Raw genomic sequence first — 14,256 nt, 5'->3', positions numbered from 1 at the left:
GCGGTTGCACCGAGGCGGTGCAAAACCTAGGAAAAAACTCAAAAGGACGCTCTAGACCAACGTGGGGGGTGGTCTTTGAGGCCAGTAGCGCTAAACTCCGGGTGGCTGTCTTTCTTGTCCACCCTGGCTGGAATAATAAAATGAAAAATAATAATAGCCCGCTACGCCACTTACCCTGGCTGGTGCTGGCAATCGTAGGAGCGTGCGCCCTCGGCGTAGTGGCATTGCGCCGCGGCGAGGCGATCAACGCCTTGTGGATCGTGGTCGCTGCCGTGGCCATCTATCTGGTCGCATACCGTTACTACAGCCTGTTCATCGCTAACAACGTGATGCAGCTCGATGCGCGCCGGGCCACCCCCGCCGTGCTCAACAACGACGGTCTGGACTATGTTCCGACCAACAAACACATTCTCTTCGGTCACCACTTCGCGGCCATCGCCGGCGCGGGCCCGTTGGTGGGGCCGGTACTGGCGGCACAGATGGGCTATCTGCCTGGCACGCTCTGGCTGATTGCCGGGGTGGTCCTGGCGGGGGCGGTGCAGGACTTCATGGTCCTGTTCATGTCCACCCGGCGCAACGGCCGTTCCCTGGGTGACATGGTCCGCGAGGAAATGGGCCGGATCCCGGGGACCATCGCACTGTTCGGCTGCTTCCTGATCATGATCATCATCCTCGCGGTGCTGGCGCTGATCGTGGTCAAGGCCCTGGCCGAGAGCCCGTGGGGCATCTTCACGGTGATGGCGACCATCCCGATCGCGATGTTCATGGGCGTCTACATGCGCTACATCCGCCCGGGCCGCATCGGTGAAATCTCCATCGTCGGCGTGCTTCTGCTGCTGGGCTCGATCTGGCTGGGGGGCCAGATTGCTGCGGACCCCGTGTGGTCCAAGGCCTTCACCTTCACCGGCGTGCAGATCACCTGGATGCTGATCGGCTACGGTTTCGTCGCCGCGGTGCTGCCGGTCTGGCTGATCCTGGCGCCTCGCGACTACCTGTCGACCTTCCTCAAGATCGGTACCATCATCGCCCTGGCGATCGGCATCCTGATCACCATGCCGGAGCTGAAAATGCCGGCGCTGACCCAGTTCACCGACGGCACCGGCCCGGTCTGGAAAGGCGGCCTGTTCCCGTTCCTGTTCATCACCATCGCCTGTGGCGCGGTGTCCGGCTTCCACGCGCTGATCTCTTCCGGGACCACGCCGAAGCTGCTGGATAACGAAACCAACGCCCGCTACATCGGTTACGGCGGCATGCTGATGGAGTCCTTCGTGGCCATCATGGCGATGGTTGCCGCTTCGGTGATCGAGCCTGGCGTGTACTTCGCCATGAACAGCCCGGCGGCTATCGTCGGCGGTGACGTGGTGGCTGTGGCGCAGACCGTCAGCAGCTGGGGCTTCGCCATTACCCCGGACGCCCTGCAAGCGGTGGCCAAGGACATCGGTGAAACCACCATCCTGGCCCGTGCCGGCGGTGCGCCGACCCTGGCGGTCGGTATTGCGCAGATCCTCCACCATGTGCTGCCGGGCGAGAACACCATGGCGTTCTGGTACCACTTCGCGATCCTGTTCGAAGCGCTGTTCATCCTGACCGCGGTGGATGCCGGTACCCGTGCCGGTCGTTTCATGCTGCAGGACCTGCTGGGCTCCTTCGTGCCAGCCCTGAAACGCACCGAGTCCTGGACCGCCAACCTGATCGCCACCGCCGGTTGCGTGGCCCTCTGGGGTTACCTGCTGTACCAGGGCGTGATCGATCCGCTGGGCGGCATCAACACCCTGTGGCCGCTGTTCGGCATCTCCAACCAGATGCTGGCGGGTATCGCGTTGATGCTCGGCACCGTGGTGCTGATCAAGATGAAGCGTCAGCGCTACATCTGGGTAACCTTGCTGCCAGCCGCCTGGCTGCTGATCTGTACTACCACCGCGGGCCTCATCAAGCTGTTCGACGCCAACCCGGCAGTCGGTTTCCTGGCCCTGGCCAAGAAGTACAGCGATGCCCTGGCCAATGGTCAGATCCTTGCACCGGCCAAGGACATCACGCAGATGCAGCACGTGATCTTCAACGCCTACACCAACGCCACGCTGACGGTGCTGTTCCTGTTGGTGGTATTCAGCATCCTGTTCTACGCACTCAAGGTGGGTATCTCCGCCTGGGGTAAAAAAGAACGCACGGATAAAGAATCGCCATTCCATGCACTGCCGGATGCGTAATCGAGGATTGCAATCGTGTTCAATGACCTGAGTCGCCTCGGTAAATACCTCGGTCAGGCCGCGCGCCTGATGGTCGGCATGCCCGACTACGACAACTACGTCGAGCATATGCAGACCAAGCACCCGGACAAACCGGTGATGTCGTACGAGGCGTTCTTCCGGGAACGCCAGGAAGCGCGGTACGGCGGCAAAGCCGGGCCGAAATGCTGTTGAAGCACGACCATTGAGCAACACCCCACTGTAGGAGCCCGGCTTGCCGGCGATAGCGATCTTCAGGACGCTATCGCCGACTGGCTTGGCTCCTACAGTCTTTTCTGCCCATGGGAGATTTCGTTTTGTTAGCCCCAATCCCCGTCACCGTTCTCAGCGGCTTCCTCGGCGCCGGCAAGACCACCTTGCTGCGCCATCTGCTCAAGGCCGAGCACGGCCTGAAAATCGCCGTGATCGAAAACGAATTCAGCGATGCCGGCATCGACACCCAGTTGCTGGGCGACGAGCCGGTGCAAGTGATGACGCTGTCCAATGGCTGCGTCTGCTGCACCATTCACACAGATCTGACCAAGGCGCTGTACCTGCTGCTCGAGCGGTTGGACAGCGGCGAAATTGCCTTCGACCGTCTGGTGATCGAATGCACCGGGCTGGCCGATCCCGCGCCCGTGGCCCAGACCTTTTTCATCGACGAAGAGCTGCGTGAGCGTTACATCCTCGACGGCATCATCACCCTGGTGGACGCCAAGCATGCCGAGCACCACCTGACCCAGACCATCGCCCAGGCCCAGATCGGCTTCGCCGACCGCCTGCTGGTGAGCAAGCGCGACCTGGTGGACGAGCCGACCTTCAACGCGCTGAGTGAGCGCCTGACCCGGATCAACCGCCGTGCGCCGATCCGTGTGGTCGAGCATGGCCGCATCGACCTGGCCGAGCTGCTGGATGTGCGCGGCTTCAACCTGAATGCCGACCTGGGGGGCGGTGTCAGCCTGCGCCCGGTGAGCAAGGCGCCTTCCATCGATCGTATTTCCAGCCTGGTGCTGCGTACCGACGCGCCGCTGGATATCGACAGGCTCAGCGAGTTCATGAACGAACTGCTGGAAGAGCATGGCAAGCAGCTGCTGCGCTACAAGGGCGTGCTGAATATTGCCGGTGAGCCGCGGCGCCTGGTGTTCCAGGGTGTGCTCAAACTGTACGGTTTCGACTGGGATACCGAGTGGGCCGAAGGCGAGGCACGGGAGAGTGTGATTGTGTTTATTGCCGACGATCTGCCGGAAGAGAAGATCCGTGCCGGGTTCGCTCGGATGGCGGCGCAGTAGTTTCGTTACAGCTTTGTTGTGAGGTCATCGCGAGCAAGCTCGCTCCGGTCTGCAGGAGCGAGCGTGCTCGTGAAACGCAGATTACTGTGAGGCCGCGCTGGCCTTGAGCAACCTTTCCTCCAGGTGATCCAGGTGCCCGGTCATCAAGGCGACCGCGGCCTTTACGTCACCGTCTTCAATGGCATCGACAATCGCCGCGTGCTCCTGCCAGGCGCAATGGCTGCAGGTGCGGCTTTCATGGTGGGCAATCGCCAGTGACGTCAGCGGCACCAGGCTGCCGAGGAAATGCGCCAGCGGCGCGTTGCCGGCCACTTCGGCCAATTGCAGGTGGAACTCGCCGGACAGGCGGATCGCCGGGCCACGCAAGCCGCGGTCGATGCAGTCGCGCTCACCGGCGATCAATTCCCGCAGGCGCTTGAGGTTGCGCGGTGCCGGTTGCTGGCAGGCGAGCCTGACCAGGGTGATTTCCGTCAGGCGGCGGGCGTGCAGGATCTGCCGCGTCTGTTCGTGGTCCGGTGCCGCCACCTGGGGCCGGTGGTTGGGCCGCAGGATAATCACCTGCTGGTGGGACAAGCGCGCCAGGACCTGGCGAATGATGCTGCGACTGACCCCGAACACTTCGCCGAGGCTGTCCTCGGTGAAACGGCTGGCGGGGGCGATGCGTTGTTCGAGAATGGCATCGAAAATCTGCGGATAGACATCGTCGACCAGCAGTTTTTTCTCGCCGGTGCGGCGCCGTGGCAGGGCACCGGGGAGGGGGAATGCAAGTTTGTTCAAGGCGTAGCTGGCCATGGCCTGTCTCCAGTCCGGTTACCGATACGAAAGTGTGGGTGCGGCTTAGTTGCCCAGATGGTCGTCCGGGATGTTCAGCTCGATGCCCATGCGCTGGCCTTCCTTGAGGATGTGCCGGCGCATTTCGGCACTGGCCAGCGCGCTGTTCTTGTTGCGGATCGCCCGGACCACCGCTTCGTTTTCTTCCAGGCGTTCGGCCAGGTGCTCCGGCGAGTTGCGCAGGATCTCCGCGCTCTGCTTGAGGGCGTTGCTGGTCTGCTGCACCACGTTCTGGAAGATCGGGTTGGAGGTCAGGGTGAACAGCTCTTCATGGAAGGCGATGTAGGCGTTCATCCCGGCTTCGCTGTCGTTGGCGTCCAGGGCCTCGCGCATGTCCATCAGGGTCAGGCGCAACTGGCCCACTTCCTTGCTGCTGATGGATTGCGCCACCAGGCCGACGATGAACGGCTCGAGGGTGTAGCGCAGTTGCAGCACATCCTCGAGGCTGGCGCCCGCCACGCCGCTGTCGCTGGCCGGTTGTTCGTTGAGGCTGGCCTCCAGCACCACCACGCCTTTGCCGGGCATGGAACGCACCAGGCCCAGGGTTTCCAGAACAGTCACCGCTTCGCGCAGGCTCGGGCGGCTGATGCCCAGCTGTTCGGCCAATTCACGTTGCCCCGGCAGCATGTCGCCGGAGCGCCATTGGCCACGGGCCAAGGCCGCCCGCAGCTTTTCTACCACTGAATTTACAACCGTTGACGAGGTGATCACTGTTCACTCCCTGGAATATGGCGGATGAGGCCCATGGCAGGCGCTGATTGTTGTGCCTGCCGGCGACAGGCACAAGGCATGGCTCAGAACTCCTGCTGCTGCGCGCCGGGCAGCGGTTTTCGCGGTTGGAAACCATAACCCTGCTGGCCGCTCAGGACTTTGTTGGCCCGTTGAATATCGATGTCTCTTTCCCAGCGGGCAATGGCCACGGTGGCGACGCAGTTGCCGATCAGGTTGGTCAGCGCCCGGCCGATGCCCATGAACCAGTCCACCGCCAGCACCAGTACCAGGCCCACCACCGGAATGGCCGGGATCGCCGTCAGGGTGGCGGCCAGGATCACCAGCGCCGAACCGGGAATCCCGTGGGCGCCTTTGGAGGTGATCAGCGACACCAGCAGGATGGTCAGCAGGTCGGACATCGACAACGGCGTACCGGTGGCATTGGCGATGAAGACGATAGCCAGGGTCAGGTAGATCGAGAAACCGTCGAGGTTGAACGAGTAGCCCGTCGGGATGACCAGGCCGACCGTGGAACTGCCGATGCCTAGGTGTTCCAGTTTGCGCATGATCTGTGGCAGTACGGCGTCGGAGGAGGCGGTGCCGAGGACGATCAGCAGCTCTTCGCGCAGGTATTTGAGGAAGGGCAGCATGCGCAGGCCGGAACAGCGCATCACCACGCCGAGAATGATGGCCACGAACGCGAAGCAGGTCAGGTAGAACAGGCCCACCAAGCTGCCCAGGTGCTGCAGCGAGTCCAGGCCGTACTTGCTGGTGGTGAAGGCGATGGCGCCGAACACGCCGATCGGCGCCAGGCGCACGATCATGCCCATGATGCGGAAGATGATGTGGCTGAGTTCGTTGATCAGCCGCGAGATGCCGGAAGCGGCTTCGCCCACCAGGTTCAGCGCGCTGCCGAACAGCACGGAGAACAGCAGCACCTGCAGGATGTTGTTTTCGGCGAAGGCGCCCAGTACCGAATTGGGGATCAGCCCCATCAGGAACTCAGAGGTGCCGTGCATGTGCTGGCTGCGCTGGGCGATGTCGCCCATGTCGGCGGCGGACAGCTGCTCCAGATGGATATTGGCGCCGCTGCCGATGCCGGTGGTGAAGGCGAAGACCAGGCCGATCACCAGGGCGATGGTGGTCAGGACTTCGAAGTAGATGACGGATTTGAGCCCGATGCGTCCGACCTTTTTCAGGTCGCCGGCGCCGGAGATGCCGCTGACCACCACACAGAAGACGATCAGGCCGATCAGCATCTTGATCAGCTTGATAAAGGCATCGCCCAGTGGCTTGAGTTGCGAGGAGTATTCGGGGAGTGTCAGTCCGCACACGATGCCGAGCATCAGTCCTAGGACTACCTGGAGGAAAATCGAACGCGAGCACCATCTGAGCATGAGGGGAATCCTGGTCGGTGTCCCGGCTGCCGTGCGCGGAGCGCATCAGATTCGGGACTTAATTATTGTGGTCTTACCGGTATGTCCAGTGCAGGCGCAGTCTATGCCCGATTTCCCCGTGAATACAAGGGCAGATCCGAAAATTGGCATGACCGGTCTGACCAGTGGTGCTGGTCCTGTAGCCGCTGCCGAAGGCTGCGATCGGCCGGCACGGCCGCGACACTCTGAAGATCGCAGGAAGGCCTTCGGCCTTATCGCAGCCTTCGGCAGCGGCTACAAGTCCCGGGCCAGACAATTCGCAGGCGAAAAAAAGCCCGGCGCTAAGGCCGGGCTTTTCATGCAACACTCTGCGAATCAGGCGCCGTATACCGGCAGCTTCTTGCAGATGGCTTTGACTTTCTCACGAACGGCGTCGATCACCGCTTCGTTGTTCAGGTCGGCCAGGATGTCGCAGATCCAGCCAGCCAGTTCCTTGCACTCGGCTTCCTTGAAGCCGCGAGTGGTCACTGCCGGAGTACCGAAGCGCAGGCCGGAGGTGACGAACGGGGAGCGTGGGTCGTTTGGCACGGAGTTCTTGTTCACGGTGATGAAGGCCTTGCCCAGAGCGGCATCGGCATCTTTACCGGAGATTTCCTGCTTGATCAGCGACAGCAGGAACAGGTGGTTCTGAGTACCGCCGGAAACCACGTCGAAACCGCGCTCGATGAACACGCCGGCCATGGCCTGGGCGTTCTTCACCACTTGTTGCTGGTAGGCCTTGAACTCAGGCTGCAGCGCTTCCTTGAAGCAGATCGCTTTGGCCGCGATCACGTGCTCCAGCGGGCCGCCCTGGGCACCCGGGAATACCGCGGAGTTCAGCTTCTTCTCGATGTCGGCGTTGGCGCGAGCCAGGATCAGGCCGCCACGTGGACCGCGCAGGGTCTTGTGGGTGGTGGTGGTGACCACGTCGGCGAAAGGCACCGGGTTCGGGTAGACGCCAGCGGCGACCAGTCCCGCAACGTGAGCCATATCAACAAAGAGATAGGCACCGACCTTGTCGGCGATTTCGCGGAAGCGTGGGAAGTCCAGAACCTGCGAGTAGGCAGAGAAACCGGCCACGATCATTTTCGGCTTGTGCTCGACCGCCAGACGCTCGACTTCGTCGTAGTCGATCAGGCCGTTGGCATCGATGCCGTACTGGATGGCGTTGTACAGCTTGCCGGAGGAGGAAACGCTGGCGCCGTGGGTCAGGTGACCGCCGTGGGCCAGGCTCATGCCCAGGATGGTGTCGCCAGCCGACAGCAGCGCCAGGTAAACGGCGGCGTTGGCTTGCGAGCCGGCGTGCGGCTGAACGTTGGCGTAGTCGGCGCCGAACAGTTCCTTGGCGCGGTCGATGGCCAGTTGCTCAACCACGTCGACGTATTCGCAGCCGCCGTAGTAACGCTTGCCTGGGTAACCTTCGGCGTACTTGTTGGTCAGCACCGAGCCTTGAGCTTCCATCACCGCAGGGCTGGTGTAGTTTTCCGAAGCGATCAGCTCAATGTGCTCTTCCTGGCGCTGGGCTTCTTGCTCCATGGCGGCAAAGAGATCGGCGTCGTACTTGGCAATAGTCAAATCACGGCTGAACATGGCGGTCCTCAAGGATCGGGGCAGAAAAGGGGGGCATTCTAACCCAACGGGTTTTAGATGGCATATGAAAGGACATCATGTCGCAGACAAGTGGCTTTCATGACGGGATAAGCGGCGTTTGTGCACAGAACGTCACGGGCAAACCGAGCACATATTCCCTGGCGCGGAGCTTGCCCGCGATAACGTCACCGGCAAACGCCGCACAATTTCAATCGAACATGAACAGCGCGTCGTTGCTGAACTGCCCTTCGAAGCTGTTGGCCGGCATCGGCCGGCCGAACAGATAGCCCTGGACTTCGTCACAGCCGTGCTCGCGCAGGAAGTCCAGTTGTTCGTGGGTTTCCACGCCCTCGGCGATCACCGCCAGGTTCAGGCTGTGGGCCATGGCGATGATAGCGCGGGCGATCTGCGCGTCCTGCTCGCCGGACGGCAGGCCGTCGACGAAGGTGCGGTCGATCTTCAACACGTCGATGGGGAACTGCTTGAGGTAGTTCAGCGATGAATAGCCGGTGCCGAAGTCGTCGACCGCGATGCTCAGGCCAAGGTTTTTCAGGCCGTCGAGGATCTGCATCGCTTCGCTGACTTCGCGCATCAGGATACTTTCGGTCAGTTCCAGCTCCAGGCAGGCCGGCGGCAGGCCAGTGTCCTTGAGGATGGTGGCGATCCGCATGCCCAGCTGGCCGTCGGAGAACTGGCGGGCCGAGATGTTCACCGAGACCTTCGGCACCCGGACCTTGGCCTGGTGCCAGGCCTTGAGCTGGCGACAGGCTTCGCTGATCACCCAGTCGCCGACATCCACCACCAGCCCCAGTTCTTCGAGCACCGGGATGAAGTCTCCCGGCGGTACCAGCCCGCGCCGCGGATGGCGCCAGCGCAGCAGGGCCTCGGCACCGGTCAGGCGCTTGCCGTCGCCGCTGAACTGCGGCTGGTAGTACAGGATGAATTCCTGCTGTTCCAGGGCATGGCGCAGGTCGCTTTCCAGCTCCAGGCGCTCCAGGGCGCTGGCGTTCATGTCGGCCTGGTAGAACTGGAAGTTGTTCTTGCCGCGTTCCTTGGCGTGGTACATCGCGGTGTCGGCGTTTTTCATCAGCTGGCTCAGCTCGTTGCCGTCCTGCGGGCTGAGGGCGATGCCGATACTGGCGGTGACGAAGAACTCACGGCCTTCGAGCACGAACGGTTTCACCAGGCTGGCGAGAATCTGTTCGGCGACGTGGATCGCGCGGTTCAGGGCGATCTCGCGGCTGGTCCGCGGTTGCAGGAGCAAGGTGAACTCATCGCCGCCCATGCGCGCCACGGTGTCGTCATTGTCGACGCAATCGAGCAGGCGGGTGGCCATTTCCTTGAGCATGCGGTCGCCCGCGGCGTGGCCCAGGGAGTCGTTGATCGGCTTGAAGCGGTCCAGGTCGAGGAACATCAGCACCACCCAGGACTTCTGCCGTTCCGCCGATTGCAGGGCGGTATGCAGGCGGTCCTGGAACAGCGTGCGGTTGGGCAGGTGGGTCAGGGCGTCGTAGTAGGCCAGGCGGTGAATGCGCTGCTCGCTGGCCTTGCGTTCGCTGATGTCGGTGAAGAAGCACACATAGCTGGCCAGGTCGCCTTCGTCATCGAGCACCGCGGTGATGCCGACCCAGGCCGGATAGTGTTCGCCGTTACGGCGCTTGAGCCAGACCTCGCCTTCCCAGGTGCTGTGCTGGTGCAACTGCTTGAGCACATAACGCAGGTGGGCTTCCTGCTGTTCGTCGACGGTGAGCATGTTCGGCAACTGGTCGAGCACCTGGGATACCGCGTAGCCGCTGACCCGGCTGAATGCCTCGTTGGCCTGGACGATGTAGCCCGCCGGGTCGGTGATCAGGATCGCCGAGGTCGAGTGCTCGAATACCGTGGCCGCCATGCGCAGGTCTTTTTCCGCGCGGCGCTGCTGGCTGATATCGCGGCCGACCCCGAGTACGCCTTCGAAGGCGCCGTGCTCGTCCCACACCAGCACCAGGCGCAACTCGATCGGAATCTTGCGCCCGTCGGCCCGCAGGCAGTCGAACAGGAACAACTGGGTCTGCACCTGGTTGCGCAATTGCGCCAGTTGCTCGGGTTTGTCCAGGGCCTTGCTGATCCGCTCCATCAGGGCATAGATGCCGGTCAGCTGTTGCGGGTTGGCGATGGTCGATTGCCAGCCGTTCTGGAAGATCCATTCGGCGTCATAGCCCAGCACCGACTGCACCGAGGGGCTGACATAGTTGAGGGCCATCTTACTGTCGGTGGAGAAAATCACGTCGCTGATGCTTTCGGCGAGCATGCGATAGCGGCGTTCGCTGTCGCGCAGGGATTCGCTGGCCTCGATCTGGTCGGTGATGTCCTTGGCCACGCCGATGATGCGCGTGACCTGGTCGTATTTGTCCCGCGCCAGGGCCTGTTCGCGGATGTCGAAACAGCGCCATTGGCCACTGCGGTGGCGAAAGCGCAAATGGCATTGCAGCAATTGCAGGTAGCCGGCCTGCCGTTGTTCCTGGCGCAGGCGGTGATAGAGGTCTGCGTCCTCCGGATGCAGGAGGATTTCCCAGAAGTACTCGCCCATCTGGTGCAGCTCGGTCTTGTTGTAGCCGAGGGTCTGGCCCAGGTGGTGGTTGCTGAAGATCATCCGCTGGCTGATGACGTCCTGCACATAAAGGTGGTCCGGCACGGTACGCACCACGTCCGACCAGAAGCCTTCGCGCTCCAGCAGCGACAGCTCGATGAGCTTGCGGCTGGTGATGTCGCTGATGCTGAGGATCACCGCCCGATAGTCGGCGGGATCTTCCGGCAGGCGCAGCACCAGCCACAGGTGCTGGTCGTGGCCCTGGGCGTCGCAGAGGCGGATCTCCAGCTCCAGCTGTTTGTGCTGGTTGACCACGGTCTCCAGCAACTGGTTGCCGATGGCGCTGCTGTTAAGCGGGCTGCCTTCGATCAGCAGCTTCCAGGCCTGTTCGCAGGAGTCGACATTGAGCAGCCGCAAGGCCACCTGATTGACTTCGGTGATGCGCAGTTCTTCAAGCAACAGCTGCCGCTGCTGTGGGTTGTGTTCCAGCCAGGCCTTGAGCTGTTCGCTGTCGTGCAGTTGCGCCTTGTCGAGAAACGCCGGCAGCCCGGAGATATCCAGGACGCAGAGGGCGACCCCGGTGCCTTCGAAAATGTCCTGGTAGCGGCGACGCCCTTCGTGCAGCTGACGCTGGCGGCGGCGCATGTTCAGCAGCGCAATCACCGGCAGCAGGGAGAATGCGAGCCCCAGCAGGCATTTGGCGATAAACGCCGGCAGCAGTTGCTCGATCACCGCGCGCTCGTCGAACAGGCCACGCAGTTGCCAGTCGCTGTTACCCAGCGGCGCGACCAGCACGCTGTTGGCTATTTCGTCGGTGGTCACCGGGGTGCTGCTGCCGTCGTCGCGACTGAGGGTTTTCTGGTTCTGGCGATTTTCAATGACCCAGGTCGGTTGGAAGCCCTGGTCGGGGCTGGGGTTCAGGGACTGGACAAAAGTCGGTGCCAGGCGCAGTACCCAGTAACTCTTGAGTGCGCCGCTGGGCTGGTGCAGCAGCAGTTGTACCAACGCGCCGTCACTGGCGTTGCTGTAGTAATAGCGCTGGCCGCGGCTGCGGTTGGTCAGCTCGGCGAGCCACGCGGCGTCCTGGCCGTCGGCGTCGCTGTCGCTGACGAGCTGGCCCTTGGCATCCAGCAGCGCGATGCTTTGCAGGTCGGGCAGGGACAGTTGCAGCTTTTTCAGCAGCAGTTGTTGCTGCTCGGCATCCTGTGGCGGCTCGACGATCGGCAGCAGGTTGAGGGCGATCTGCGCATTGAGCGCCAGGTTGAGGCTGATGTGTTCGGCCAGGTCGGCGTTGTAGTCGATCGCGTGTTGACGCTGGTCTTTGCGGGTCTGTTGCAGTTGGTCGAGCAGTTGCCAGAACAGCAGGGCGAGCAGCAGCAGGACCAGGGTCGCGAGCACGCCTTTCAGGGTGCCGCGCAGGGGCGAGCCGGACGCAGGCGCAGGTGCGCGCAGGGAAGAGGGCGGAGTGGCATTGGACAAACTGTGATCCTGCGGTTTGGCTGGACTGGCGCGACGTGCACTATAAGCCGGACGCCCGAAGGGCGGCTAGCATGCCTTGAGTTGTGGCAAAGTGCCAGCCCTGGCTGGCTGGACCTTGCCCGGCCATTGAGGTAGCTTTGCTGGTTACGCGGGAGCGCTCCAGCTCCAGACAATCAGGCTTTTTCCGTACGCAGGCATTGATCGCGATCAAATGCCGGCGCCGCGCATGGCCTGGCCCGGGCTTCGCCCGCTCTTCATTCATCAGTCACTGACGCTAGGTTCATCATGGCTCAATACGTCTTCACCATGCATCGGCTGGGAAAAGTTGTTCCGCCGAAGCGGGAAATCCTGAAAAACATTTCTCTGTCGTTCTTCCCGGGCGCCAAGATCGGCGTGCTGGGCCTCAACGGTTCGGGTAAGTCCACCCTGCTGAAAATCATGGCCGGCGTCGACACCGAGTTCGAGGGCGAAGCCCGTCCGATGCCCGAGCTGAACATCGGCTACCTGCCCCAGGAGCCTCAGCTGGATCCGACCAAGACTGTGCGTGAAGTGGTCGAGGAAGCGGTCAGCGTGATCAAGGACGCCCAGGCGCGCCTGGACGAGGTCTACGCGGCCTATGCCGATCCGGACGCCGACTTCGACAAGCTGGCCGCCGAACAGGCCAAGCTCGAAGCGATCCTGCAGGCCAGCGACGGCCACAACCTGGAGCGCCAGCTGGAAGTCGCCGCCGATGCGCTGCGCCTGCCGGCCTGGGATGCCAAGGTCGAACACCTGTCCGGTGGTGAAAAACGTCGTGTGGCCCTGTGCCGCCTGCTGCTGTCCGCCCCGGACATGCTGCTGCTCGACGAACCGACCAACCACCTGGACGCCGATTCCGTGGCCTGGCTGGAGCACTTCCTCCACGACTTCCCGGGCACCGTGGTTGCGATCACGCACGACCGTTACTTCCTGGACAACGTCGCCGGCTGGATCCTCGAGCTCGACCGCGGCGCCGGTATTCCTTACGAGGGCAACTATTCGGGCTGGCTGGAAGCCAAGTCCGATCGTCTGGCCCAGGAATCCAAGCAGCAGTCGGCCCATGAAAAGGCCATGAAGGAAGAACTGGAGTGGGTGCGCAAAGGCGCCAAGGCTCGTCAGTCGAAATCCAAGGCCCGTCTGGCCCGCTTCGAAGAAATGCAATCGCAGGAATTCCAGAAGCGCAGCGAGACCAACGAGATCTACATCCCGGCCGGTCCGCGCCTGGGTGACAAGGTCATCGAGTTCAAGAACGTCACCAAGGGCTACGGCGATCGCGTGCTGATCGACAACCTGTCGTTCTCCATGCCCAAAGGCGCCATCGTCGGCGTGATCGGCGGTAACGGTGCGGGTAAATCCACCCTGTTCCGCATGCTGATGGGCAAGGAAACACCGGACTCGGGCAGCATCGAAGTCGGCGAAACCGTGCAACTGGCTTGCGTCGACCAGAGCCGCGAGGACCTGGACGGCAGCAAGACCGTGTTCCAGCAGATCTCCGACGGCTCCGACCAGATTCGCATCGGCAGCTACGAGATCCCGTCGCGTACCTACGTCGGTCGTTTCAACTTCAAGGGCGGCGACCAGCAGAAGTTCGTCAAGGACCTGTCCGGTGGTGAGCGTGGTCGCTTGCACCTGGCCCTGACCCTGAAAGAGGGCGGCAACGTCCTGCTGCTCGACGAACCGTCCAACGACCTCGACGTCGAAACCCTGCGTTCCCTGGAAGAAGCCCTGCTGGACTTCCCGGGCGCCGCCATTGTGATCTCCCACGACCGGTGGTTCCTTGACCGTGTCGCGACCCACATCCTGGCGTACGAAGACGACTCGCAAGCAGTGTTCTTCGAAGGCAACTACACCGAGTACGAAGCCGATCGCAAGAAGCGCCTCGGCGACGCGGCAGCCCAACCGCACCGCGTGCGTTACAAGAAACTGGCCTGATTCGGGTCTGTTGCTTGAAAGAAACGGAGCCTTCGGGCTCCGTTTTTTTTGCCTGTTTTTTGGGCTCGCCAACATGGGGCGTTTCTTGTGATTCTGATCCCCTGAATGGTGCATTAAATGCTGAAAATGGCGAAAAATTTATATCAATTGCACCATTTAAATTCATAACTGCGACATTTTGCTCTGTCATGGTGCTG

At 62.2% G+C, this 14,256-nt stretch carries 9 protein-coding genes; 4 read left to right on the top strand and 5 right to left on the bottom strand.

Annotated elements, in window-relative coordinates:
• Positions 1 to 140 precede the first annotated feature (140 nt).
• The 3 genes from C4K38_RS27805 (at position 141) to yjiA (ending at position 3,514) form a co-directional block, all read left to right on the top strand.
• Positions 141 to 2,207: a carbon starvation CstA family protein gene (locus tag C4K38_RS27805; RefSeq protein WP_038575596.1), complete on the top strand. Its 2,067-nt coding sequence runs from the start codon at positions 141 to 143 to the stop codon at positions 2,205 to 2,207.
• A gap of 15 nt (positions 2,208 to 2,222) precedes the next feature.
• Entirely contained in the window at positions 2,223 to 2,420 is a 198-nt protein-coding gene (locus tag C4K38_RS27800; protein WP_007930039.1) for a YbdD/YjiX family protein, read from the top strand.
• Positions 2,421 to 2,527: 107 nt separating this feature from the next.
• Positions 2,528 to 3,514 (top strand): GTPase, encoded by a 987-nt coding sequence (gene yjiA, locus C4K38_RS27795; RefSeq protein WP_164487026.1) that lies wholly within the window; start codon positions 2,528 to 2,530, stop codon positions 3,512 to 3,514.
• Positions 3,515 to 3,595: 81 nt separating this feature from the next.
• Here yjiA and C4K38_RS27790 read toward each other — a convergent pair whose 3' ends face one another.
• The 5 genes from C4K38_RS27790 to C4K38_RS27765 all read right to left on the bottom strand — a co-directional run bounded on the left by C4K38_RS27790 (position 3,596) and on the right by C4K38_RS27765 (position 12,109).
• Positions 3,596 to 4,306, bottom strand: coding sequence for a GntR family transcriptional regulator (locus C4K38_RS27790; RefSeq protein ID WP_053281004.1), 711 nt, complete (start codon positions 4,304 to 4,306; stop codon positions 3,596 to 3,598).
• 45 nt (positions 4,307 to 4,351) lie between these two features.
• A complete protein-coding gene (locus C4K38_RS27785) occupies positions 4,352 to 5,056 on the bottom strand; it encodes a FadR/GntR family transcriptional regulator (RefSeq protein ID WP_053281003.1) in 705 nt (234 codons plus the stop codon).
• Positions 5,057 to 5,139: 83 nt separating this feature from the next.
• Positions 5,140 to 6,453, bottom strand: a complete 1,314-nt coding sequence (locus tag C4K38_RS27780) for a C4-dicarboxylate transporter DctA (protein WP_009050961.1) — start codon at positions 6,451 to 6,453, stop codon at positions 5,140 to 5,142.
• A 354-nt stretch (positions 6,454 to 6,807) separates the two neighbouring features.
• Positions 6,808 to 8,061 (bottom strand): serine hydroxymethyltransferase, encoded by a 1,254-nt coding sequence (gene glyA, locus C4K38_RS27770; RefSeq protein WP_009050960.1) that lies wholly within the window; start codon positions 8,059 to 8,061, stop codon positions 6,808 to 6,810.
• 208 nt (positions 8,062 to 8,269) lie between these two features.
• Entirely contained in the window at positions 8,270 to 12,109 is a 3,840-nt protein-coding gene (locus tag C4K38_RS27765; protein WP_053281002.1) for a sensor domain-containing protein, read from the bottom strand.
• 285 nt (positions 12,110 to 12,394) lie between these two features.
• Between C4K38_RS27765 and ettA the strand changes: the two genes are divergently transcribed.
• Positions 12,395 to 14,059: an energy-dependent translational throttle protein EttA gene (gene ettA / locus C4K38_RS27760; RefSeq protein WP_007924767.1), complete on the top strand. Its 1,665-nt coding sequence runs from the start codon at positions 12,395 to 12,397 to the stop codon at positions 14,057 to 14,059.
• Positions 14,060 to 14,256 lie beyond the last annotated feature (197 nt).

The organism is Pseudomonas chlororaphis subsp. piscium (assembly GCF_003850345.1).
Taxonomy (GTDB): Bacteria; Pseudomonadota; Gammaproteobacteria; order Pseudomonadales; family Pseudomonadaceae; genus Aquipseudomonas; species Aquipseudomonas piscium.
This window is presented reverse-complemented; position numbering and strand designations above follow the sequence as displayed.